The following is an 18,486-nucleotide window of genomic DNA, read 5'->3' as shown; positions in this document are numbered from 1 at the left end:
AACTCCCCCTACCTTGTTATGGCGGCAGGGTGGATCCTCGCCGCTGTGAGGCGTCGGGGAAAAGGTGTCGTTGACCTTCTTTGCCAATCCGATAACCGGAGAGGAAGATACCGTTCACCGGATGCCCAGGTCGGCGAGGGCTTCGTCCAGTACGCGGCGCAACCGCAGTCCGTCGGACGCCAGGGCCGTGACGAGCGCGGCGGGGCCGGCCAACGGCATGACGCAGGCCTGTGCGCCGACCGTGCGGGCCGTGACCGGCCGGTCCGCGAACTCCGGTCGGACGACGACGAGTTGTCCGACGGCACGGTGGCCGGCGAGCACGGCGGGGCCGTCCCAGCCGCCGGGCGCACCCGGTCCGCAGGCCAGTTCCTGATCGAGGACGGTGCGTCCGGCGACCTTCACGACCAGTCGGCTGGTCAGCCGGCCCGGCTCCTCCCCCACCCGCCCGAGCACCTGCTCCTCGCGCAGCACCAGGCGGGCGCCGGCGCCGAGGTCGACGCGCGTGGCGACGGACAGGTCGCTGCCGCCCGCCGAGATCAACTGCTCGGGCAGCCAGTGCAGTTCGCCGCCGTCGGCGACGCCGAGGCGAACGTCGTAGCGGGCCTCGTCCTTCGTCTGGCCGGGCAGGGCGATGGTGGCGGCGGCCGAGCCGACCCGCAGCCGGGCGCCACCGCCGACCTCCGCCTCCACGGCGAACCGGTCACCGCCGAGGGGCCCGCTCATCGCCCCGACGAGCAGGACGCGCGCCTCGTCGCCGACAGCCCTGGTGCGCCGCAGGGCGAGCGGTCCGTCACTTTCCAGCACGGGCAGGGAGGTGCCTCCGCGCCCGTCGGCCTTCGCCCTGATCCGTGCGGTGGCGCACACCCCGCCCATGTCACGCCCTCCAGGCGGCGAGCCGCGAACGCACCCATGCGGCGACGGCCGCCACGCCGCTCCCGCCGCGCAGGGACTGCAGGACGACGGGCAGTTCGGCCCGCTGCTCCTTGGCGTCGGCCGCCATGCGGGCGAGGTCGGAACCCACGTACGGCGCGAGGTCGGTCTTGTTGACGACGAGCAGATCGGCGGTGGTGACGCCCGGGCCGCCCTTGCGCGGGATGTCGTCCCCGCCCGCCACGTCGATGACGAAGATCTGGGCGTCCACCAGCCCCCTGGAGAAGGTGGCGGTGAGATTGTCCCCGCCCGACTCGACCAGGATGAGATCCAGCGGCCCCACCGCGTCCTCCAGGTCCTCCACCGCTTCGAGGTTGGCGGAGATGTCGTCCCGGATCGCGGTGTGCGGGCAGGCGCCCGTCTCGACGGCGGTGATCCGCTCGGGCGGCAGCACGGCCTCCCGCAGCAGGAACTCGGCGTCCTCACGGGTGTAGATGTCGTTGGTGACGACGGCCAGGGACAGTTCGTCCCGCAGGGCCCGGCACAGCGCCGCGACGGTGGCGGTCTTGCCGGACCCGACGGGCCCGCCGAGCCCGATGCGCAGCGCACGCCGCGAGCCGTCGGGCCGCCGGGCGTCGGCGCCGACGGCGGCGGGACCCTGGTGGATGTGGTCGAGATGCATAGCGGCTCCAATCGGCCAGGCCGGGCAGGTTGAGCCCGTTGGGGGTCCCCCCTCTGGGGGAGTTCGAGGACGAGGCCCGTTCAGGGCCGAAGCGGGGGAACGGGGGCGGCACCCCCCGAGATCGGGACGGGAAGGGGCGGCGGGGGCGAGACACCTCAGGAGGCGAACAGCCGCATGGGCCAGGCCGCGTGCACCTCCGCCCCGATCTCCAGCAGCGGAGCGGACGCGGAGGGCAGCACGTCGACGCCCTCCGCCGGCACCGCCGTCCCGCGGGCCACGGCCCGGTCGACCACCAGGTCCAGCTCCGGCGCCAGCCGGGCCAGCACCGCCGTCGCCTGGAAGGGGTCGAGGCTCAGCAACCGCACGACGGCGGTGGCCGGTCCGCTCACGCTCTCGTAGACCGCGCAGTACGCCGCGTCGGCCGCCCCCAGCCCGGCCGCCCGCGCCGTCAGCCCCCACACCACCGGCTGATGCGTGCCCTTGGGGAACTCCGCGGCCAGCGCGTCCAGTTCGGCGCTCGGCCAGGCCGCCCGGGCGGCCCGCATCAGCTGCCGGCCGAGTCTGCGCTGGACCAGCCGCAGTGCCGGGGAGGGGGTGCGGGCGTCCGCCGCGGCGTCCAGCTGCGCCGGGTCCGCCCCGGCGGCGGCCGCCGCCGCCAGCGCCGCCGCCACGAGTCCGGCCGTGTGCAGCCTGCCGCGGCAGAACGCCTCGAGGCTCGCCGCGCCGGTGATCCGTCCCGCCTTGACGGCCTCCTCCGCCCCGCCGGAGTGCGCATGCCCTCCGGCGGGGAAACGGCCGTCGGCGAGGACGAGCAGTGCCGCTCTGGTCACGGTGACGTCCTCAGTCCTCAGAATAGGAAGTAGCGCTGTGCCATGGGCAGTTCGGCCGCCGGAGTCGCCTCGACGAGCTCCCCGTCGATGTGCACGGCGAACCTGTCCGGGTCGACCCGGACGCGCGGCCGGGCGTCGTTCTCCCGCATGTCCGCCTTGGTGACACCGCGCGTGGAGTCGATGGCGAGGAACTTCTTGCCCAGCTGCAGACGTTCGGGCAGTCCGTCCTCGATCGCGAGCGGCGCCACGAAGTTGAACGAGTTCGAGGCGGGCGCCCGGCCGATCGCGCCGTACATCGGACGCGGCAGGATGGGCTGCGGCGTCGGGATCGAGGCGTTGGCGTCGCCCATCTGGGCGTAGGCGATCTGCCCGCCCTTGATGACGAGGTGCGGCTTGACGCCGAAGAACGCCGGTTCCCACAGCACCAGGTCGGCGAGCTTGCCGCTCTCGACGGACCCGATCTCGCGGGCCAGCCCCTGCGCGAGGGCCGGGTTGATCGTGTACTTGGCGATGTAGCGGCGGACACGGTGGTTGTCCGCCCTCCCGTCCCCTGGGAGCGCGCCGCGCCGCCGCTTCATCACGTGCGCCGTCTGCCAGGTCCGCAGGATCACCTCGCCGACGCGGCCCATCGCCTGGGAGTCGGAGGAGATGATCGAGATCGCCCCGAGGTCGTGCAGGACGTCCTCGGCGCCGATCGTCGAGGGCCGGATCCGCGACTCGGCGAACGCCAGGTCCTCCGGGACGGCCGGGTTGAGGTGGTGACACACCATCAGCATGTCGAGGTGTTCCTCGGCCGTGTTGACCGTGTACGGCCGCGTCGGGTTGGTCGAGCTCGGCAGCACGTGCGGCTCGGAGACGACGGTCATGATGTCCGGCGCGTGCCCGCCGCCCGCGCCCTCGGTGTGGTACGCGTGGATGCCGCGTCCGGCGATCGCGGCCAGCGTGTCGCCCACGAACCCGGCCTCGTTGAGCGTGTCGGTGTGGATCGCGACCTGGATGCCGGTGCGGTCGGCGACGGTCAGCGAGGCGTCGATGACGGCCGGGGTCGAGCCCCAGTCCTCGTGCAGCTTCAGCCCCAGCGCCCCGCCGCGGATCTGCGAGAGCATCGCCTCCTGCGAGACGGTGTTGCCCTTGCCGAGGAAGCCGATGTTCAGCGGGTACCGCTCCATCGCCTCCAGCATCCGCGCGAGGTGCCACGGGCCGGGCGTCACGGTGGTCGCCTTGGAGCCCTCGGCCGGTCCCGTTCCGCCGCCGACGAGCGTGGTGACGCCGGACGCGAGGGCCTCGTCGGCGATCTGCGGACAGATGAAGTGGACGTGCGCGTCGACCGCGCCGGCGGTCAGGATCCGTCCGTTGCCGGCGATCACCTCCGTCTCCGGGCCGATGACGAGGTCCGGGTGGACGCCGTCCATCGTGTCGGGGTTGCCGGCCTTGCCGATGCCGGTGATCCGCCCGTCCCGGATGCCGACGTCCGCCTTCACCACGCCCCAGTGGTCCACGACGACCGCGCCCGTGACGACCGTGTCGGGCGTGCCCTCCGCGCGGGTGGCCCGCGACTGGCCCATGGACTCACGGATGACCTTGCCGCCGCCGAACACCGCCTCGTCACCGGCGAGTCCGGGGCCGCCGCAGCGGTCCTCCTCGACCTCGATCAGCAGATCGGTGTCGGCGAGCCGGATGCGGTCGCCGGTCGTGGGGCCGAACAGGTCCGCGTACGCGGCACGCGAGATCTCAGGCATCGAGGGCACCTCCGGTCTCCCCGCGCAGTCCGGGCACGATCCGGTCGCCCGCCAGGGGGACGAGTTCGACCTCGACGGGGATCCCGGGCTCGAAGCGCACGGCGGTGCCGGCGGCGACGTTCAGCCGCCTGCCGTGCGCGGCGGCCCGGTCGAACTCCAGGCCCGGGTTCGCCTCGGCGAAGTGGTAGTGGGAGCCGACCTGGACGGGCCGGTCGGCGGCGTTGAGCACGGTGAGCCGGGTGACGGCACGGCCCTCGTTGTACACGACCGGCTCCTCGGCGAAGAGGATCTCTCCGGGAATCATGGCGGCCTCCCCCGTCAGACGATCGGGTCGTGGACGGTGACGAGCTTGGTGCCGTCGGGGAAGGTGGCCTCGACCTGGACGTCGTGGATCATCTCGGGGATGCCCTCCATGACGTCGTCGCGGGTGAGCAGTTCGCGGCCGGAGGACATGAGCTCGGCGACCGTGCGGCCGTCCCGCGCGCCCTCGATGATGTGCGACGTGATGAGGGCCACCGCCTCGGGGTGGTTGAGCTTGAGCCCGCGGGCCCGGCGCTTCTCTGCGACGTCGGCCGCCACGTGGATCAGCAGCCTCTCCTGCTCGTGCGGGGTCAGTTGCACGTCCCACCTCACATCCTCGCTCCGGACCGTGCGGGGCCCGGTTGGCCGCGGCCACGGGGGAACGCCCCTGGTGGCATGGATCGGCAGGCTAGTTGGGCCGCATTTCGAGCAAGTTAAGCAAGCTGCGATCACTCAGGCCGGCGGCAGCGGGGGCGACACGCTCATCAACGCGCGCAGCCCGTCACCGAGCACCTCGACGGGCGCGGCGCCGAACAGCGACTGCTGGGGGATGAAACCCAGGACGGTGGCGATCATTGTCCGGGCCACATGGTCCGGGGAAACGTCGGATCGCATCGTCCCCGCGTCCTGGTAGGCGACGACGATCCGCGCCCGGGCCTCGCGCACACCGCCGTAGCCCTCGCGCAGGATCCCCGACAGCTCCTCGTTGCGCAGCGTCTCCGCGGCGGGTTGCGCCGCGCTGCTCGGCCCCCCGGGCATCGGCGCCGGGTCGTTCGTGGTGATGTTCCTGGGCAACCCGTTCTCGGGGGCCGCCTCGGCCCCCGAGATGCTGCCCGAGCCGGTCGGCGTGATCGGGCAGTGGCTGCCGCCGGGCGCCGGCACGACCCTGCTGCGCTCGGTGGCGTTCTTCGACGGCGCCGCGGCGACCGGTCCGGCGCTCACTCTGTCCTGCTGGGCGGCCCTGGGCCTCGGGGCCGTCCTGCTGGGCGCCCGCCTGCGGTCAGGGCCCGCACCGGCGGACGCGGCCGCCGCGCGGGAACGCGAGCCGGCGATCGCCGCCTGAACGGAGCCCGGGCGCGGCGCACGACCTTCCGCACCGGCGCCCCGGGCCCACGCGCGCGGCCGTGTTCGTCGTCGGGCCGCGCGTCGTCGACCACCCGAGCGGCACTTCGAGGCCGTGCGTCTCAGAGCGCACGGCCTTTCGCGCGCCCCTTCGCGCCTACGACGGGCCGACCCCCCGATGTTCCGCGGCGATCCCGAACCGCTGCTGTTCGCGGGGAGCGGAGGCGACCTCACGCACGGCGGAGACCGAGCGGATCACCTGCTCCTCGGCCGGACGGTCCAGTTCGTCCAGTCGTTCGAGGTCGGCGGCGGAGACGAGGGCGACGAGGGGTTTGCCGTGCCGGGTCACGACGACGCGCTCACCGCCGTACACCACGCGGTTGATCAGGTCGGCGAGTTCAGCCCTGGCTTGCGTCACCGGAATCTCGTAGGCCATGACCCCATTCTAACGTCACGTACGTCCTGTACATTTATTACAGACGTGCCAGACGTAGAAGGAGGGGGCACCCATGCAGCGACCGTCCGCCCGCCATGTCCTGCCCGAGTTCACCGAACGGACGAGTTCGGGGCACCGCACGATGGATCCGTACGCGAAGCTGCTGGAGGAGCGGATCGTCTTCCTGGGCGCCCCGGTCGACGACGTCTCGGCGAACGACGTGACGGCCCAGTTCATGTACCTCGAGCACAGGGACCCGGACCGGGACATCGCGCTGTACATCAACTCCCCCGGCGGCTCGTTCAGTGCCATGACGGCCCTGTACGACACGATCCGGTTCGTCACCTGCGCCGTGTCGACGACGTGTCTGGGGCAGGCGGGCACGTCGGCCGCGGTCCTGCTGGCCGCGGGCACGCCGGGCAAGCGGTTCGCCCTGCCGGGGGCGCGGATGACGGTCCGCCAGCCGTCGCTGCCCGAACCCGTCGAGGGCCAGGCCAGTGACCTGGCCCTCCGGGCCGAGGAGCTGGCCCGCACCCGTGCGGCCCTGGAGGGGATGCTCGTGCGGCACACCGGGCGGACGCCGGAGCAGGTGACCTCGGACATCGAGCGGGGCACGTTCCTCACCGCCCCGGAAGCGGTGGCGTACGGCCTGGTGGACGGGATCGTCCCGAGCCGCAAGGCGTCCGCCGGGGCGCAGGGCGGGAGGTGAGCCCGCGATGGTGCCCGAACTGCCGCCGCTGCCCGCGCTGACCCGCGCGGAGGCCGAGCTGATCGACGGATACCTCGACGTGGTCGACATGCTCGGCCGCATCAACCCCGCCCACCACGGGGACACCTACCGCGGACTGCGCGCCGCCCAGGCACTGGTGAGCAAGGCGACCGCGCTGCGCGACGCGCTGACACTGATGCACCAGCGGGGCGAGAGCGAGCTGCACGCGCCGACGCTCGCGCGGGCGCTGCGCGTCCTGGACGGGGAGCGCCGCACGGCGCGCGTCACACTGCCGCCGCTCGCCGGGAGTTGATCCGGGGCGGCACCGGTCCGCACGACTCCGGCCCCGACGTGACGTCCGGGCCGGCGTCGAAACGACCCGGAAGGCGTACCCCCGTTCGGCAGAACCTCGCCTGTTCCCCCGGACGTCCAGAAGTTGCGCAGAAGGGCGCTCCTCGGGCGGACCGGAAGGCATCGTCGCTGGTGGGAGGCTTCGAGAGGGCTCGATAACTGATCATCCGTCAGAGTGTTCACCTGAACGGCCCAGTGGTGAGTAACCCCACAAATCCCCGGTTCCATTGGGATTTTCGGACATCAGTGGGCCAAGATCCCTGTCTGACGACAAGCCCCCGCCACAAGCGGCGGGGCGGTCCGGGTGGACGCCGAGTCCTGCCGCCTCCCGGATGACCGGTCGACAGGAGTGCATCGGCAGGAGTGGAGGACCCAGGCACGACGGGTCGCCGGAACGGTCACGCCATGACCGGGCCGAGCAGCCCTTGGGGTGAAGCCGCTGACGCGGCCGGGCAACTTCGCCAGCCCGAATCCGACAGGTCATCCTTCACAGGCGGCTGACGAAGGGTTGCGCATGACTGCGCTCAATCGTGTCCCGTCGCTCATGGCCCGGGCCGGTACGGCCTCGGCGTTCGCCATCGCCGCCGTGGGCGGCACGGTCGTGGTCCCGGGGCTCGCTCCGGACGCCGCGGCCGCCACACCGGCGACGAAGGCGCTGCAGGTCGCGGCCTCCAAGAAGGGTGCACCGTACAAGTACGGGGCCACCGGGCCGAAGAGGTTCGACTGCTCGGGGCTCACGCTGTACTCGTTCAAGAAGGCGGGCAAGAGTCTGCCGCGGACGGCGGCCCAGCAGTACAACAAGACGAAGCACATTTCGGCGTCCAGCCGCAGGGCGGGCGACCTGGTGTTCTTCCACTCGGGGTCGAACGTATACCACGTCGGGATCTACGCGGGTAAGGGCAAGATCTGGCACTCGCCGAAGACCGGGGACGTGGTGAAGCTGCAGAAGATCTGGACCAAGAGCGTCTGGTACGGCCGGGTCCGCTAGGGCCCAGACGCTGATCTGGCGGGTCCGCCGGGTACGGCCGGGTCCGCCGGGACCTGAGCGCCGATCTGGCGGTCTCGCCGGGTCCGTCGGGCCCACTGGGGCCCACCGGACCTCCCGGGGCCGTGCGGGGCGTCCTGACACGCCTTCACCGCCCCGGGAGCTCACCCTCCGCCGGGACCGCCAGGACCCCGGCAGCCGGCTCCGCCACCGGGACGGTCCACGGGAGCTCGACGACGACCGTCTTGCCGCCCTCCCGGGTGGGCCGCACGCTGAGTCTGCCGCCGGCCTCCGCGGTCAGCCAGCGAATGATCACCATGCCTCGGCCGTTGTCCTGCTGGACGGCGGCCGGCAGTCGTTGCGGGAAGCGCGGATGACTGTCGGTGACGCCGATGCTCAGCCGTTCTTCGCGGTCGAGGACCAGGTCCACCGTGAAGGTGGGTGACTGACCGAAGGTGTGCTGTACGGCGTTGGTGGCGAGTTCCGAGACGATCAGACGGACGGTGTCGGCCGCCTCGGCGTCCGCGGGCAGGCCCCACTCGCCGAGGGCGCCGGCCACGAAGGCCCGGGCCGTGGAGACCGAGGCGGGATCGCTCGGCAGAGTGAGGGTTGCTTCCAGGTGGTCTGCCATGGCGACGTCGTCCCTTTCCCACGGGACCGGAGCCCGACACGGTGTGGATGGTTCGAGTACGGTCCCGGACTGGTGCTTCTTCGCCAGACTGCCATCACCACGCCGGTCACGGGTGGCGATCCACCAGGATGTGCATATATCTGTCGCCCGATGCGGTGAACTCTGCGACGACAGAGCGTATTTGGCCGGCCTGTCAGGAGTAAGGAGGAGCCCGTGCAGCACGGACCGGCGGTGCGCCGCCGCAAGCTGGGCGCCGAACTGCGCGCTTTACGCGCCCAGGCGGGTCTCACCAGTGGTGATGCGGCCCGGCTCGTCGGGTGGCACCAGTCCAAGGTGAGCCGCATCGAGACCGGCGTCAGTGGATCGAAATCGGCCGATGTGCGGTTACTCCTGGACGCCTATGGTGTGGCGGATCCGCACCTGCGGGAGCTGATGCTGGCGTTGGCGGGCGCCGATTCCGACGCCGGCGGTGGCGGCGGCCGGGACCACTGGTGGCACGCCTACCGTGGGGTGCTGCCGCCGGCCTACCGGGACTTCATCAGCCTGGAGTCCCAGGCCAGCGCGATGCGCACCCTGGAGACGACCGTGGTGCCGGGCCTGCTGCAGACGCCCGAGTACGCGCGCGCGGTGACCGGCGCCGCCGTCGAGGGCCTCGACGAGGACCAGCTGGACACCCTGGTGGAGGTGCGGCTGGCCCGCCAGGACGTGCTGCGTGCACAGCCGCCGCTGGAGCTGAGCGCGGTGCTCGACGAGTCGGTGCTGCGCCGCGAGGTGGGCGGCCCCGAGGTGATGGCGCGACAACTGCGACGGCTGGCGGAGGCCTCCCGTTTGCCGCAAGTGAGCCTTCAGGTGCTGCCGTTCACCGCGGGTGCGCATATCGGGGTAACCGGCCCTTTCGTTATCTTCTCATTTTCGCGCACTTCTGATCTGGATGTGGTTGTTCTCGACCACTTGACGAGTAGCCTCTATCTCGAACGGAAAGAAGACCTCCAGGCCTACGCCCAGGCCTTCAACGCCCTTCGGGCGCACGCCCTTTCGCCCGGGGAATCATCGGATTACATCGCCGCGATCGCCGACGGCGCGTAAGGAGGCACCATGTCCGCAGTACCGCGGAACGTACCTTCCCGTACCGATCCCGACCGTCTCCCGCAGGTGCGGTGGCTGCGCAGCAGCTACAGCACGGGAGCCAACAACTGCGTCGAGACCGCCCGGCCGGACCGTGGCCCCTGGGCCGGTCTGCTCGCCGTACGCGACTCCAAGGACCCGGCCGGTCCCGCCCTGCTCTTCTCCCCCGAGAGCTGGACGGGTTTCACCGCCTCGCTCCGCGGACCACGCCGCACCTGACGGGGCGCCCCCCACCCGTCACCCGCGACCCACGGCCCTGTCTCGCCCACCCGTGGCGGCCGTGTCCCGCCGACTCATGGCCGTGCCTCGCCGATCACCCGCACAGCACGTTCCAGCTCGGCCCCGGAGAGGTCTGCACGGGCGGTGAGCCTCAGGCGCGAGATGCCGTCGGGCACGGAAGGAGGACGGAAGCAGCCCACGGCCAGACCTGCGGCCCGGCAGTCCGCCGCCCACTGCAGAGCCTCCTCCGGGGACGGCGCCCGCACCGAGACGACGGCGGCGTCGGGACGCACCGCTTCCAGGCCCTCGGCCGTCAGCCGCGCGTGCAGTTCACCCGCCACCGCACGCGCGCGTGCCGCGCGCCCCGGCTCCCGGCGCAGCAGCCGCAGCGCCGCCAGCGCGGCGCCCGCCGCCGCCGGGGCCAGCCCCGTGTCGAAGATGAACGTGCGGGCCGCGTTCACCAGATGCTCGATCACCCGCGCGGGGCCCAGCACGGCGCCCCCCTGGCTGCCGAGCGACTTGGACAGCGTGAGCGTCACGACGACGTCGGCGGCGCCCGCGAGACCGGCGGCCTGCGCGGTCCCCCGGCCGCCGTCCCCGAGCACGCCCAGTCCATGGGCGTCGTCGACGACGAGGCCGGCGCCGTGCTCCCGGCAGGCGGCGGCGAGGCCGGCCAGCGGGGCCGCGTCGCCGTCGACCGAGAAGACCGCGTCGGAGACGGCCACGGCCGGGCCCTCGTGGGCGCCGAGCGCCTTGCGCACGGCCTCCGGGTCGGCGTGGCCGACCACCTGGACGGCGCCGCGGGCCAGCCGGCAGCCGTCGATGAGCGAGGCGTGGTTGCCGGCGTCGGAGACGATCAGCGAGCCGTGCGGGGCCAGCGCGGTGACGGCGGCGAGGTTGGCCGCGTAGCCGGAGGAGAAGACCAGCGCCGCCTCGAAGCCGCAGAAGTCCGCCAGTTCCCGCTCCAGGTCGCCGTGCAGCTCTGTGGTGCCGGTGACGAGGCGCGAGCCGGTGGCGCCGCCGCCCCAGGTGCGGGCGGCGGCCGCGGCCCCCTCGACGACCTCGGGATGACGGGCCAGACCCAGGTAGTCGTTGCTGGCGAGGTCGAGCAGCGGCGAGTCGGCGGGACGCGGCCGCAGCGTCCGCACGAGTCCGGCCCGGCGGCGCAGCTCCGCCTGCTCGTCGATCCAGCCGAACGCCATGGGTCCTCCGGTGCTTTTGTAGGTAGCGGACAGACACTAGCGGTAGGGCCGCCCACCCACGGTGTGGCAATACCCACACGTCGAACCGGGTGTGTTGTGTGATCCCTACCTTGGCCCGGACCGGGTGCGTAAGACAGGATCGGCTCTCATGGACCTGCTGAACACGCTGGTGGACAAGGGGCTTCGGCGCGAGCTGCCGACCCGCGAGGAGGCTCTGGCCGTCCTCGCCACTTCCGACGACGACGTGATGGACGTGGTGGCCGCGGCCGGGAAGGTGCGCCGGCACTGGTTCGGGCGACGGGTGAAGCTCAACTACCTCGTCAACCTCAAGTCGGGCCTGTGCCCCGAGGACTGCTCCTACTGCTCCCAGCGGCTGGGCTCGACGGCCGGCATCCTGAAGTACACCTGGCTCAAGCCCGACGAGGCCTCGCAGGCCGCCGCGGCCGGACTCGCGGGCGGCGCCAAGCGGGTCTGCCTGGTGGCGTCCGGACGCGGGCCGACGGACCGGGACGTCGACCGGGTCTCCGACACCATCAAGGCGATCAAGGAACAGAACGAGGGCGTCGAGGTGTGCGCCTGTCTGGGACTGCTCTCCGACGGACAGGCCGAGCGGCTGCGCGAGGCGGGCGCCGACGCCTACAACCACAACCTCAACACGTCGGAGTCGACGTACGGGGACATCACGACCACGCACACCTACGCCGACCGGGTGGACACCGTCACCAAGGCGCACGCGGCGGGCCTGTCGGCCTGCTCGGGTCTGATCGCCGGCATGGGCGAGACGGACGAGGACCTGGTGGACGTCGTCTACTCGCTGTGCGAGCTGGACCCGGACTCGGTGCCGGTCAACTTCCTCATCCCGGTCGAGGGCACCCCGCTGGCCAAGGAGTGGAACCTCACCCCGCAGCGCTGTCTGCGGATCCTGGCCATGGTCCGGTTCGTCTGTCCCGACGTCGAGGTCCGCATCGCGGGCGGGCGCGAGGTCCATCTGCGCACGATGCAGCCGCTCGCGCTGCACCTGGCCAACTCGATCTTCCTCGGCGACTACCTCACGACCGAGGGCCAGGCGGGCAAGGCCGACCTGGAGATGATCGCGGACGCCGGGTTCGAGGTGGAGGGCGCGGAGCAGGTCACGCTGCCCGGGCACCGGGCGACGGCGGGCGGCGGCTGCGGGTCCCACGAGGGCGGCGGCTGCGGCTCTCAGGAGTCCGCCGGGTGCGGTGCGCACGAGGGCTCCGGGTGCGGCTCGCACGAGGGCGGCGTCTGCGGCTCCGTCCCCGCGGCGGCGGCCGCGCCCGCTGCCGCCGCGTCCGCCGGCGAGGCCCGCACCGACCTGGTCGCCGTGCGCCGCCGCGGCGCAGGCACCGACCTCGCGCCCAATGCCTGAGCCGTCCCCGCTCGCCGTGCCGGAGCTGCTGGAGCTGGACCGGCGGCATGTGTGGCATCCCTACGGTCCGATGCCCGGCCGGGCCGAACCGCTCGTCGTGGAGTCGGCCGGCGGGGTCCGGCTGCGGATGGCGGACGGCTCGGGCGAACTGGTCGACGGCATGTCGTCCTGGTGGTCGGCGATCCACGGGTACAACCACCCGGTGCTCAACGACGCCGTGCGCGAGCAGCTGGGACGGATGAGCCACGTCATGTTCGGCGGGCTCACCCACGAGCCCGCCGTCAGGCTGGCGAAGCTCCTTGTCGACATGTCGCCCGACGGTCTCGAGCATGTCTTCCTCGCCGACTCGGGCTCGGTGTCGGTCGAGGTCGCCGTGAAGATGTGCCTGCAGTACTGGCGTTCGCTGGGCCGTCCGGCGAAGCAGCGCCTGCTGACCTGGCGCGGCGGCTACCACGGCGACACCTGGCAGCCCATGTCGGTGTGCGACCCCGACGGCGGGATGCACGACCTGTGGACCGGGGTGCTGCCCCGGCAGGTCTTCGTGGACGCGCCTTCGGCGGAGTACGACGAGGCCTACGCCGATCAGCTGCGCGCGGCCGTCGAGCGGCACGCCGACGAGCTGGCCGCGGTGGTCGTGGAGCCGGTGGTGCAGGGCGCGGGCGGGATGCGGTTCCACTCCCCCGGGTATCTGCGGGTGCTGCGCGAGGTGTGCGACGCGCACGACGTGCTGCTGGTGTTCGACGAGATCGCGACCGGTTTCGGCCGTACGGGCGCGCTGTTCGCGGCGGAGCACGCCGCGGTCACGCCGGACGTGATGTGCGTCGGCAAGGCTCTGACCGGCGGCTATCTGACGATGGCGGCGACGCTGTGCACCTCCCGGGTGGCCGAGGGGATCTCGCGGGGCGATGTGCCGGTGCTGGCCCACGGGCCGACGTTCATGGGCAACCCCCTCGCCGCGGCCGTCGCCTGCGCCTCGATCGAGCTGCTGCTGGGACAGGACTGGCTCTCGGAGGTCAAGCGGATCGAGTCGGGCCTGCGGGACGGCCTCGCGCCGGCGTCACGGCTCCCGGGCGTGCGGGACGTGCGGGTTCTCGGCGCCATCGGGGTCGTCCAGCTCGACCACGAGGTGGACATGCGGGCGGCCACCGCGGCGGCCGTGCGCGAGGGCGTCTGGCTGCGGCCGTTCCGCGATCTCGTCTACACGATGCCGCCGTACGTCACCGGTGACGCGGACGTGGCACGGATCGCGCGCGCGGTGTGCGCCGCGGCGCGGGAGGGGTGAGCATGCCGATCCTGGTGATCACGGGGACGGGCACGGAGGTCGGCAAGACGGTCACGACGGCGGCGGTCGCCGCGACGGCGCTGGCGGCGGGCCGGTCGGTGGCCGTGCTGAAAGCGGCGCAGACCGGTGTGGCGCAGGGCGAGCCGGGGGACGCCGAGGAGGTCGCGCGGCTGGCGGGCGCGCTCACCGCGGTCGAGGTCGCCCGTTTCCCCGAGCCGTTGGCTCCCGCGACGGCGGCGCGGCGGGCGGGTCTCGCGCCCGTGCGCCCGAGCGACGTGGCGGACGCGGCGCGGAAACTGGCCGTGGAGCACGATCTGGTGCTCGTCGAGGGGGCGGGCGGGCTGCTCGTGCGGTTCGACGAGGCGGGCGGAACACTGGCCGACGCCGCCCGGCTGCTGCGCGCCCCGCTGCTGGTGGTGTCCTCGGCGGGGCTGGGCACGCTGAACACGACGGAGCTGACGGCTCGCGAACTGCGTTCGCGCGGGCTTGAGTTGCTGGGCGTGGTGATCGGCGACTGGCCGAACTCTCCCGATCTGGCGATGCGTTGCAACGTCACCGACCTGCCGGACGTCGCCGGGGCCCCGCTGCTGGGGGCGCTGCCGGCCGGTGTGGGGGCGCTGGCCCCGGCCGGCTTCCGCGCGGCTGCCCCGGGTTGGCTGGCGCCACGGCTCGACGGGACGTGGGACGCCGACGCCTTCCGGGCACGCGCCGCGGGCTGAGCCGGGCCCGCGCGGCTTCGCGGGACGTCCGCGGCGCGGGCTCGCGGGTGGCCCGGGGACCCGCGGGCCCGCGCACCACGAGGACGGGCGGGCCGGGCGTCTGGAGCCGACGGGCTTCACGGACCCGGCGGGCGGACGTCGTCCGGGACGCCTCGGCCCTCCGGTGGCCCGGACGTCGTCTGCTGGGCGTCGGGCTGGACGATCAGCCGGACCAGCTCGATGCGGGAGCGGATGCCCAGCCGGTTGAAGACGCCGCGCAGGTGGTGGTCGATGGTGCGATGGCTGAGGGCGAGCCGGACGGCGATCTCCCGGTTCGTCGCGCCCTCGGCGGCCATCCGGGCGATCAGGAACTGCTGCGCCGTCAGCAGGACGGCAGGGCTGTCCGCCCCACGGGCCGGGGTCGCGGGGGCGCCGAGGGCGCGGAGTTCGGCACGGGCCGCTTCGGCGCAGTGCGGGGCGCCGAAGGATTCGAACGCCTCCCGGGCGCTGTGCAGCCGGTCACGGGCCTCCGCTCGGTGGCGGAGTCGGCGCAGTGCACTGCCGAACAGCAGCTCCGTGCGGGCGTGTTCGAAGGGGCGGGCACCCTCGGCGTGCAGTTCGAGCGCGGTGCGGTAGTGCCCCAGGGCGTCGGCGCCCGGGGTGAGCAGGGCGCGGCATCGGGCGCTGAGGGCCAGTTCGTCGACGCTGCGGACGGCACGGGCCCAGCGGTCGTAGTCGGCGTGCGCGGCCCGGGCGACGCGCGTGTCACCGGTGCGCACGGCGGCCTCGACGTAGTGCGGGGTGGCCGAGTGGCGGACGGCGCGGTGGCCGTGGCCCGGGCCGAAGGCGGCGAGGGCGCGCAGCCGGGCCGCGGCGGGGCCGTAGCGTCCGGTGCCGAGGTCGAGGAGGGCGAGCGCCCACTGGGCGAGCGCGGCGGGCAGGCCCAGGCCGTGGGCGAGGGCGTGGGACCGGGCCGCGGCGGCGCGCCCGCGGCACAGGTCTGCGTCGCCGGTGAGCGCGGCGAACATGGCGAGGGCTGCCTGCAGATGACAGGCGCCGTTGTCCTGGCCGGTGGCCTGCGCCTGCCGTAGCGCGTCCAGCGCGGCGGCCTCGGCGGCGCGCGGCCGGCCGGTCCAGAAGTCGGCGTGGGCGCGGAACTCCAGCGCCTGCGAGACGAGGGAGGTGAGACCGCGTGTGCGGGCGGCGGCCGCCGCCCGCACCGTGGCGGTCGCGGCCCGGGGGTGGTCGCCGAGCATCAGGGCGGCGATTCCGGCGTGCAGCAGGTCGGTGGGGTCGCCGCCGGGGCCGCATCTGCCCGCCGTCGCCTCCAGCAGGTCACGGGCGTCCTCGTAGCGTCCGTCGACGGCGGCGGCGATGCCGCCCAGCACCCCCGGTGGTGCGACGCCCAGTTGCCGTGCCGCCACCACCGCCTCCCGGCAGCGCCGCAGGTCGCCGGTGTAGACGGCGGCCTCGGTGGCGCGGGCCAGCAGGGGCGCCGGGTCGGCGCAGGCCGAGGCTCCCGTGACCAGCGCGTCGAAGGCCTCGGCGGCGTGGCCGGTGCGCAGGGCGAGGACGCCGGTGAGGGCGTCGGCGTCGGTGCGGGCGGCCAGGGCGCGGGAGCGGTCGGCCTCGCCGGCGTTCCAGGCGTCGGCCGCCGCGCGGGTGAGCAGGCGGGAGCGTTCCGGTGGGGCCGGGCACAGGGCGGCGGCGCGTTCCGCGAGGGCGGCGGCCAGGGCCGGGTCGGCGGCGGCGCGGGCCCGGTCGGCCGCGGTGGCCAGCTCCGCGGCGAGCCGTCCGGAGGGGCCCAGCGCGGCGGCGCCCCGGTGCCAGGAGCGCCGGGGCAGTTCGGTTGCGTCGTGCAGGACGCGGGCCAGCAGCCGGTGGACGTCGCGCCGGTCGGCCGGGGCGGCGCTCTCGTAGGCGGCGATCCGGGTCCAGGCGTCGCGGAAGCCGACACCGCCCGCCGTGGCGTACGCCAGTCCGGCCGTCTCGGCGGCCTCCAGCGGCCGGGTGTCGAGCCGGGCGGCGGCGACGGCGCGCAGGAAGGCGTGGGTGGCCACGGGGTACTGGTCGGCGGCGGCGAGCAGGAGCAGCAGCCGGGTGTCGTCGGGCAGGGCGCGGACCTCCCGGCGGTGTGCGCGCAGGACGTCGGGGGCCAGCTCCGCCGGGTCGGTGGGCAACGGGTCGAGGCCGGCCGCCTGGCGTTCGGTGAGCCGGGCCGCGAGTTCGACGGCGGCGCGCGGGTCGCCGTGCACGAGGCGCAGGGCGCGCGCCCGGACGCCTTCGGGCAGCGCGGCGACCGGGCGCGGACCAGCGTCCGGGGGCCTCGGTGGCGAAGTGCGGTCCAGAGGTGGGGGGTTCACCGGAGTCACCACACACATGACGTTACTGGCGGGTTACTTGAACCGTAAAGACCGGCGATATCACCGATGCGGCGCGCGTAGACCCGACCGGACACTCCTGGCAACCCCACCTGTTTCAGGAGGCATCATGCAGCGCCGCAAGCGTCGCATCGCCGCGGTCCTCTCGGCCGCGGCCACTTCGCTCCTTCTGTCACTGTCCGTCTCCGCCCCCACCGCCCACGCGGCGGCCCATGATCCGATCGTCTTCGTGCACGGCATCAGCAGCTCGTCGAGCAGCTGGGACGACTGGGTCGCCTACTTCAAGGCCGACGGCTACACGGCCGCCGAGCTCGACGCGTGGACGTACAGCTGGTCCCAGTCGAACGCCACCACGGCCGCGCAGCTGGCCACGGAGATCAAGAACGTGCGCGCGAGGACCGGCGCGAGCAAGGTCGACGTCGTCGTCCACTCCATGGGCGCGCTCAGCTCCCGCTACTACCTCAAGAACCTCGGCGGGACGGCCTTCGTGGACGACTTCGTCTCCGTCGCCGGCACCAACCACGGCACGTCGGTCGCCTCGCTGTGCAGCTGGCTGTACAGGTCCTGCGCCGAGATGGTCACCGGCAGCTCGTTCGTGACGGCCCTCAACTCCGGTGACGAGACGCCCGGCGGCGTGAACTACGCGACCTACTGGTCGAACTGCGACGCGGCCGTGGACCCGGACTCCTCCGCGCTGCTGAGCGGGGCGACCAACGTGGGCGTCGGCTGCATCTCGCACGACGACATGAACAACGACCACGGCGTCTACGCACAGGTGCGCGCCTTCGTCGAGTGACCGGCGCGGGCGGCACGACGGGGGTGCGGCGGGCCGGTTCGGGGAAGGATCCGGACAGGCCCGTCCTGCCTGGGAGGTCGCCATGTCGATACGGTCCACGAGTTCCGGCAAGGTGTCCGGTGATCTCGTCCACCACCCGCTCTTCGCCCGCTGGTATCCCGCGGTCAGCTCGGCCGCGGAGACCCGGGGCGGTCTGGCGGCGGTGCGCGAGCGGCTGCTGGCCGGGCTGTCGGGCCGGGTCGTCGAGATCGGCGCGGGCAACGGGCTGAACTTCGCCCACTACCCGCGCGCCGTCGCGGAGGTCGTCGCGATCGAGCCGGAGCGCCGCATGCGGGCCCTGGCGCTGGAGGAGGCGCTGCGCGCCGGCATCCCCGTCGACGTGGTTCCCGGAGCCGCGGAGGCGCTGCCGGTCAAGAGCGAGGCGTTCGACGCGGCGGTGGTGTCGCTGGTGCTGTGCAGTGTGCGGGACGTACCGCGGGCCCTGGCCGAGCTGCGGCGGGTGCTGCGGCCCGGCGGCGAGGTGCGCTTCCTCGAGCACGGACCGGGCGGCGGCCCGGCCATGCGGTTCACACAGCGCGCGCTGGACCGCACGGTGTGGCCGCACCTGGCCGGCGGCTGTCATCTCACCCGGGACACGGTGGGCGCGCTGCGCGAGGCCGGCTTCGAGCTGGGCCCCTACCGGCGGGTGCTGCTGCCGGAGAACGGACCGCGGCTGCCGTTCTCCTACTGCGTGACGGGGACCGCGTGGCGGCCCGGAGCGCCCGGCTGAAGCCCCGCCCGCTCGATCACCCGGTCACGGGC

Annotated in this window: 21 protein-coding genes, 1 pseudogene and 1 riboswitch; of the genes and pseudogenes, 11 read left to right on the top strand and 11 right to left on the bottom strand. The window is 73.5% G+C overall.

Annotated elements, in window-relative coordinates:
* Positions 1-114 precede the first annotated feature (114 nt).
* The 7 genes from C6376_RS23125 to C6376_RS23095 form a co-directional block, all read right to left on the bottom strand.
* Positions 115-873 carry an urease accessory protein UreD gene (locus tag C6376_RS23125; RefSeq protein ID WP_107445182.1) on the bottom strand — a complete coding sequence of 253 codons (759 nt, stop codon included), beginning with the start codon at positions 871-873 and terminating at the stop codon, positions 115-117.
* A 1-nt stretch (position 874) separates the two neighbouring features.
* Positions 875-1,552 carry an urease accessory protein UreG gene (ureG, locus tag C6376_RS23120; protein ID WP_107445181.1) on the bottom strand — a complete coding sequence of 226 codons (678 nt, stop codon included), beginning with the start codon at positions 1,550-1,552 and terminating at the stop codon, positions 875-877.
* Positions 1,553-1,707: 155 nt separating this feature from the next.
* Entirely contained in the window at positions 1,708-2,382 is a 675-nt protein-coding gene (locus C6376_RS23115) for an urease accessory protein UreF (RefSeq protein ID WP_107445180.1), read from the bottom strand.
* A gap of 17 nt (positions 2,383-2,399) precedes the next feature.
* Positions 2,400-4,121, bottom strand: coding sequence for an urease subunit alpha (locus C6376_RS23110; RefSeq protein WP_107445179.1), 1,722 nt, complete (start codon positions 4,119-4,121; stop codon positions 2,400-2,402).
* A complete protein-coding gene (locus tag C6376_RS23105) occupies positions 4,114-4,425 on the bottom strand; it encodes an urease subunit beta (RefSeq protein ID WP_107445178.1) in 312 nt (103 codons plus the stop codon). The genes C6376_RS23110 and C6376_RS23105 overlap by 8 nt, the downstream gene beginning before the upstream one ends.
* A gap of 14 nt (positions 4,426-4,439) precedes the next feature.
* Complete coding sequence (locus tag C6376_RS23100; RefSeq protein WP_107449122.1) at positions 4,440-4,742, bottom strand: urease subunit gamma; 303 nt, start codon at positions 4,740-4,742, stop codon at positions 4,440-4,442.
* Between the two features lie 132 nt (positions 4,743-4,874).
* Positions 4,875-5,180 (bottom strand): hypothetical protein, encoded by a 306-nt coding sequence (locus C6376_RS23095; RefSeq protein WP_319593577.1) that lies wholly within the window; start codon positions 5,178-5,180, stop codon positions 4,875-4,877.
* Here C6376_RS23095 and C6376_RS23090 point away from each other — a divergent pair.
* Positions 5,134-5,484 (top strand): annotated as a pseudogene (locus tag C6376_RS23090) (ABC transporter permease); the annotation flags it as partial. The gene C6376_RS23095 and the pseudogene C6376_RS23090 overlap by 47 nt on opposite strands.
* Positions 5,485-5,640: 156 nt before the next feature.
* Here C6376_RS23090 and C6376_RS23085 read toward each other — a convergent pair.
* On the bottom strand, positions 5,641-5,919 hold the full coding sequence (locus tag C6376_RS23085) for a type II toxin-antitoxin system Phd/YefM family antitoxin (RefSeq protein ID WP_107445177.1): 279 nt from the start codon (positions 5,917-5,919) through the stop codon (positions 5,641-5,643).
* Positions 5,920-5,992: 73 nt separating this feature from the next.
* Here C6376_RS23085 and C6376_RS23080 point away from each other — a divergent pair, with 73 nt between their 5' ends.
* The 3 genes from C6376_RS23080 (at position 5,993) to C6376_RS23070 (ending at position 7,967) form a co-directional block, all read left to right on the top strand.
* Positions 5,993-6,628 (top strand): ATP-dependent Clp protease proteolytic subunit, encoded by a 636-nt coding sequence (locus C6376_RS23080; protein WP_107445176.1) that lies wholly within the window; start codon positions 5,993-5,995, stop codon positions 6,626-6,628.
* 7 nt (positions 6,629-6,635) lie between these two features.
* Positions 6,636-6,941 carry a hypothetical protein gene (locus tag C6376_RS23075; protein ID WP_107445175.1) on the top strand — a complete coding sequence of 102 codons (306 nt, stop codon included), beginning with the start codon at positions 6,636-6,638 and terminating at the stop codon, positions 6,939-6,941.
* 337 nt (positions 6,942-7,278) lie between these two features.
* Positions 7,279-7,490, top strand: a riboswitch (cyclic di-AMP (ydaO/yuaA leader).
* Between the two features lie 3 nt (positions 7,491-7,493).
* Positions 7,494-7,967 carry a C40 family peptidase gene (locus C6376_RS23070; protein ID WP_107445174.1) on the top strand — a complete coding sequence of 158 codons (474 nt, stop codon included), beginning with the start codon at positions 7,494-7,496 and terminating at the stop codon, positions 7,965-7,967.
* Between the two features lie 145 nt (positions 7,968-8,112).
* On the opposite strand, the gene C6376_RS23065 is transcribed toward C6376_RS23070, so the two are convergent.
* Positions 8,113-8,595, bottom strand: coding sequence for an ATP-binding protein (locus C6376_RS23065; protein WP_107445173.1), 483 nt, complete (start codon positions 8,593-8,595; stop codon positions 8,113-8,115).
* A gap of 213 nt (positions 8,596-8,808) precedes the next feature.
* Here C6376_RS23065 and C6376_RS23060 point away from each other — a divergent pair, with 213 nt between their 5' ends.
* Positions 8,809-9,681 (top strand): helix-turn-helix transcriptional regulator, encoded by an 873-nt coding sequence (locus C6376_RS23060; protein WP_107445172.1) that lies wholly within the window; start codon positions 8,809-8,811, stop codon positions 9,679-9,681.
* 9 nt (positions 9,682-9,690) lie between these two features.
* Positions 9,691-9,939 carry a DUF397 domain-containing protein gene (locus C6376_RS23055; protein ID WP_107445171.1) on the top strand — a complete coding sequence of 83 codons (249 nt, stop codon included), beginning with the start codon at positions 9,691-9,693 and terminating at the stop codon, positions 9,937-9,939.
* Between the two features lie 74 nt (positions 9,940-10,013).
* On the opposite strand, the gene C6376_RS23050 is transcribed toward C6376_RS23055, so the two are convergent.
* Positions 10,014-11,141 (bottom strand): 8-amino-7-oxononanoate synthase, encoded by a 1,128-nt coding sequence (locus C6376_RS23050; RefSeq protein WP_107445170.1) that lies wholly within the window; start codon positions 11,139-11,141, stop codon positions 10,014-10,016.
* 148 nt (positions 11,142-11,289) lie between these two features.
* On the opposite strand from C6376_RS23050, the gene bioB reads away from it, so the two are divergent.
* The 3 genes from bioB to bioD are packed head-to-tail and all read left to right on the top strand — an operon-like array spanning position 11,290 to position 14,529.
* Complete coding sequence (gene bioB, locus C6376_RS23045; RefSeq protein WP_107445169.1) at positions 11,290-12,528, top strand: biotin synthase BioB; 1,239 nt, start codon at positions 11,290-11,292, stop codon at positions 12,526-12,528.
* Positions 12,521-13,810 carry an adenosylmethionine--8-amino-7-oxononanoate transaminase gene (locus C6376_RS23040; protein WP_107445168.1) on the top strand — a complete coding sequence of 430 codons (1,290 nt, stop codon included), beginning with the start codon at positions 12,521-12,523 and terminating at the stop codon, positions 13,808-13,810. Before bioB ends, C6376_RS23040 begins: the two co-directional genes overlap by 8 nt.
* A 2-nt stretch (positions 13,811-13,812) precedes the next feature.
* Positions 13,813-14,529: a dethiobiotin synthase gene (gene bioD / locus C6376_RS23035; RefSeq protein WP_107449121.1), complete on the top strand. Its 717-nt coding sequence runs from the start codon at positions 13,813-13,815 to the stop codon at positions 14,527-14,529.
* A gap of 116 nt (positions 14,530-14,645) precedes the next feature.
* Here bioD and C6376_RS23030 read toward each other — a convergent pair whose 3' ends face one another.
* Positions 14,646-16,889 (bottom strand): helix-turn-helix transcriptional regulator, encoded by a 2,244-nt coding sequence (locus C6376_RS23030; protein WP_107445167.1) that lies wholly within the window; start codon positions 16,887-16,889, stop codon positions 14,646-14,648.
* Positions 16,890-16,998: 109 nt separating this feature from the next.
* Between C6376_RS23030 and C6376_RS23025 the strand changes: the two genes are divergently transcribed.
* Positions 16,999-17,685, top strand: coding sequence for a triacylglycerol lipase (locus C6376_RS23025; RefSeq protein WP_107445166.1), 687 nt, complete (start codon positions 16,999-17,001; stop codon positions 17,683-17,685).
* An 82-nt stretch (positions 17,686-17,767) separates the two neighbouring features.
* Positions 17,768-18,454 carry a class I SAM-dependent methyltransferase gene (locus C6376_RS23020; RefSeq protein ID WP_107445165.1) on the top strand — a complete coding sequence of 229 codons (687 nt, stop codon included), beginning with the start codon at positions 17,768-17,770 and terminating at the stop codon, positions 18,452-18,454.
* Positions 18,455-18,486: the final 32 nt, after the last annotated feature.

Origin of the sequence: Streptomyces sp. P3, assembly GCF_003032475.1 — a bacterium.
Classification (GTDB): Bacteria; Actinomycetota; Actinomycetes; order Streptomycetales; family Streptomycetaceae; genus Streptomyces.
Note: the sequence above shows the minus strand (reverse complement) of the source record. Positions and strands in the feature narration are given on the sequence as shown.

What these genes read in the sequence shown, in the direction of transcription:
- C6376_RS23125 (WP_107445182.1), bottom strand. Translation starts at nt 873, where the DNA reads ATGGGCGGGGTGTGCGCCACCGCACGGATCAGGGCGAAGGCCGACGGG.
- ureG (WP_107445181.1), bottom strand. Translation starts at nt 1,552, where the DNA reads ATGCATCTCGACCACATCCACCAGGGTCCCGCCGCCGTCGGCGCCGAC.
- C6376_RS23110 (WP_107445179.1), bottom strand. Translation starts at nt 4,121, where the DNA reads ATGCCTGAGATCTCGCGTGCCGCGTACGCGGACCTGTTCGGCCCCACG.
- C6376_RS23105 (WP_107445178.1), bottom strand. Translation starts at nt 4,425, where the DNA reads ATGATTCCCGGAGAGATCCTCTTCGCCGAGGAGCCGGTCGTGTACAAC.
- C6376_RS23095 (WP_319593577.1), bottom strand. Translation starts at nt 5,180, where the DNA reads ATGCCCGGGGGGCCGAGCAGCGCGGCGCAACCCGCCGCGGAGACGCTG.
- C6376_RS23085 (WP_107445177.1), bottom strand. Translation starts at nt 5,919, where the DNA reads ATGGCCTACGAGATTCCGGTGACGCAAGCCAGGGCTGAACTCGCCGAC.
- C6376_RS23080 (WP_107445176.1), top strand. Translation starts at nt 5,993, where the DNA reads ATGCAGCGACCGTCCGCCCGCCATGTCCTGCCCGAGTTCACCGAACGG.
- C6376_RS23075 (WP_107445175.1), top strand. Translation starts at nt 6,636, where the DNA reads ATGGTGCCCGAACTGCCGCCGCTGCCCGCGCTGACCCGCGCGGAGGCC.
- C6376_RS23070 (WP_107445174.1), top strand. Translation starts at nt 7,494, where the DNA reads ATGACTGCGCTCAATCGTGTCCCGTCGCTCATGGCCCGGGCCGGTACG.
- C6376_RS23065 (WP_107445173.1), bottom strand. Translation starts at nt 8,595, where the DNA reads ATGGCAGACCACCTGGAAGCAACCCTCACTCTGCCGAGCGATCCCGCC.
- C6376_RS23055 (WP_107445171.1), top strand. Translation starts at nt 9,691, where the DNA reads ATGTCCGCAGTACCGCGGAACGTACCTTCCCGTACCGATCCCGACCGT.
- C6376_RS23050 (WP_107445170.1), bottom strand. Translation starts at nt 11,141, where the DNA reads ATGGCGTTCGGCTGGATCGACGAGCAGGCGGAGCTGCGCCGCCGGGCC.
- bioB (WP_107445169.1), top strand. Translation starts at nt 11,290, where the DNA reads ATGGACCTGCTGAACACGCTGGTGGACAAGGGGCTTCGGCGCGAGCTG.
- C6376_RS23040 (WP_107445168.1), top strand. Translation starts at nt 12,521, where the DNA reads ATGCCTGAGCCGTCCCCGCTCGCCGTGCCGGAGCTGCTGGAGCTGGAC.
- bioD (WP_107449121.1), top strand. Translation starts at nt 13,813, where the DNA reads ATGCCGATCCTGGTGATCACGGGGACGGGCACGGAGGTCGGCAAGACG.
- C6376_RS23030 (WP_107445167.1), bottom strand. Translation starts at nt 16,889, where the DNA reads ATGTGTGTGGTGACTCCGGTGAACCCCCCACCTCTGGACCGCACTTCG.
- C6376_RS23025 (WP_107445166.1), top strand. Translation starts at nt 16,999, where the DNA reads ATGCAGCGCCGCAAGCGTCGCATCGCCGCGGTCCTCTCGGCCGCGGCC.
- C6376_RS23020 (WP_107445165.1), top strand. Translation starts at nt 17,768, where the DNA reads ATGTCGATACGGTCCACGAGTTCCGGCAAGGTGTCCGGTGATCTCGTC.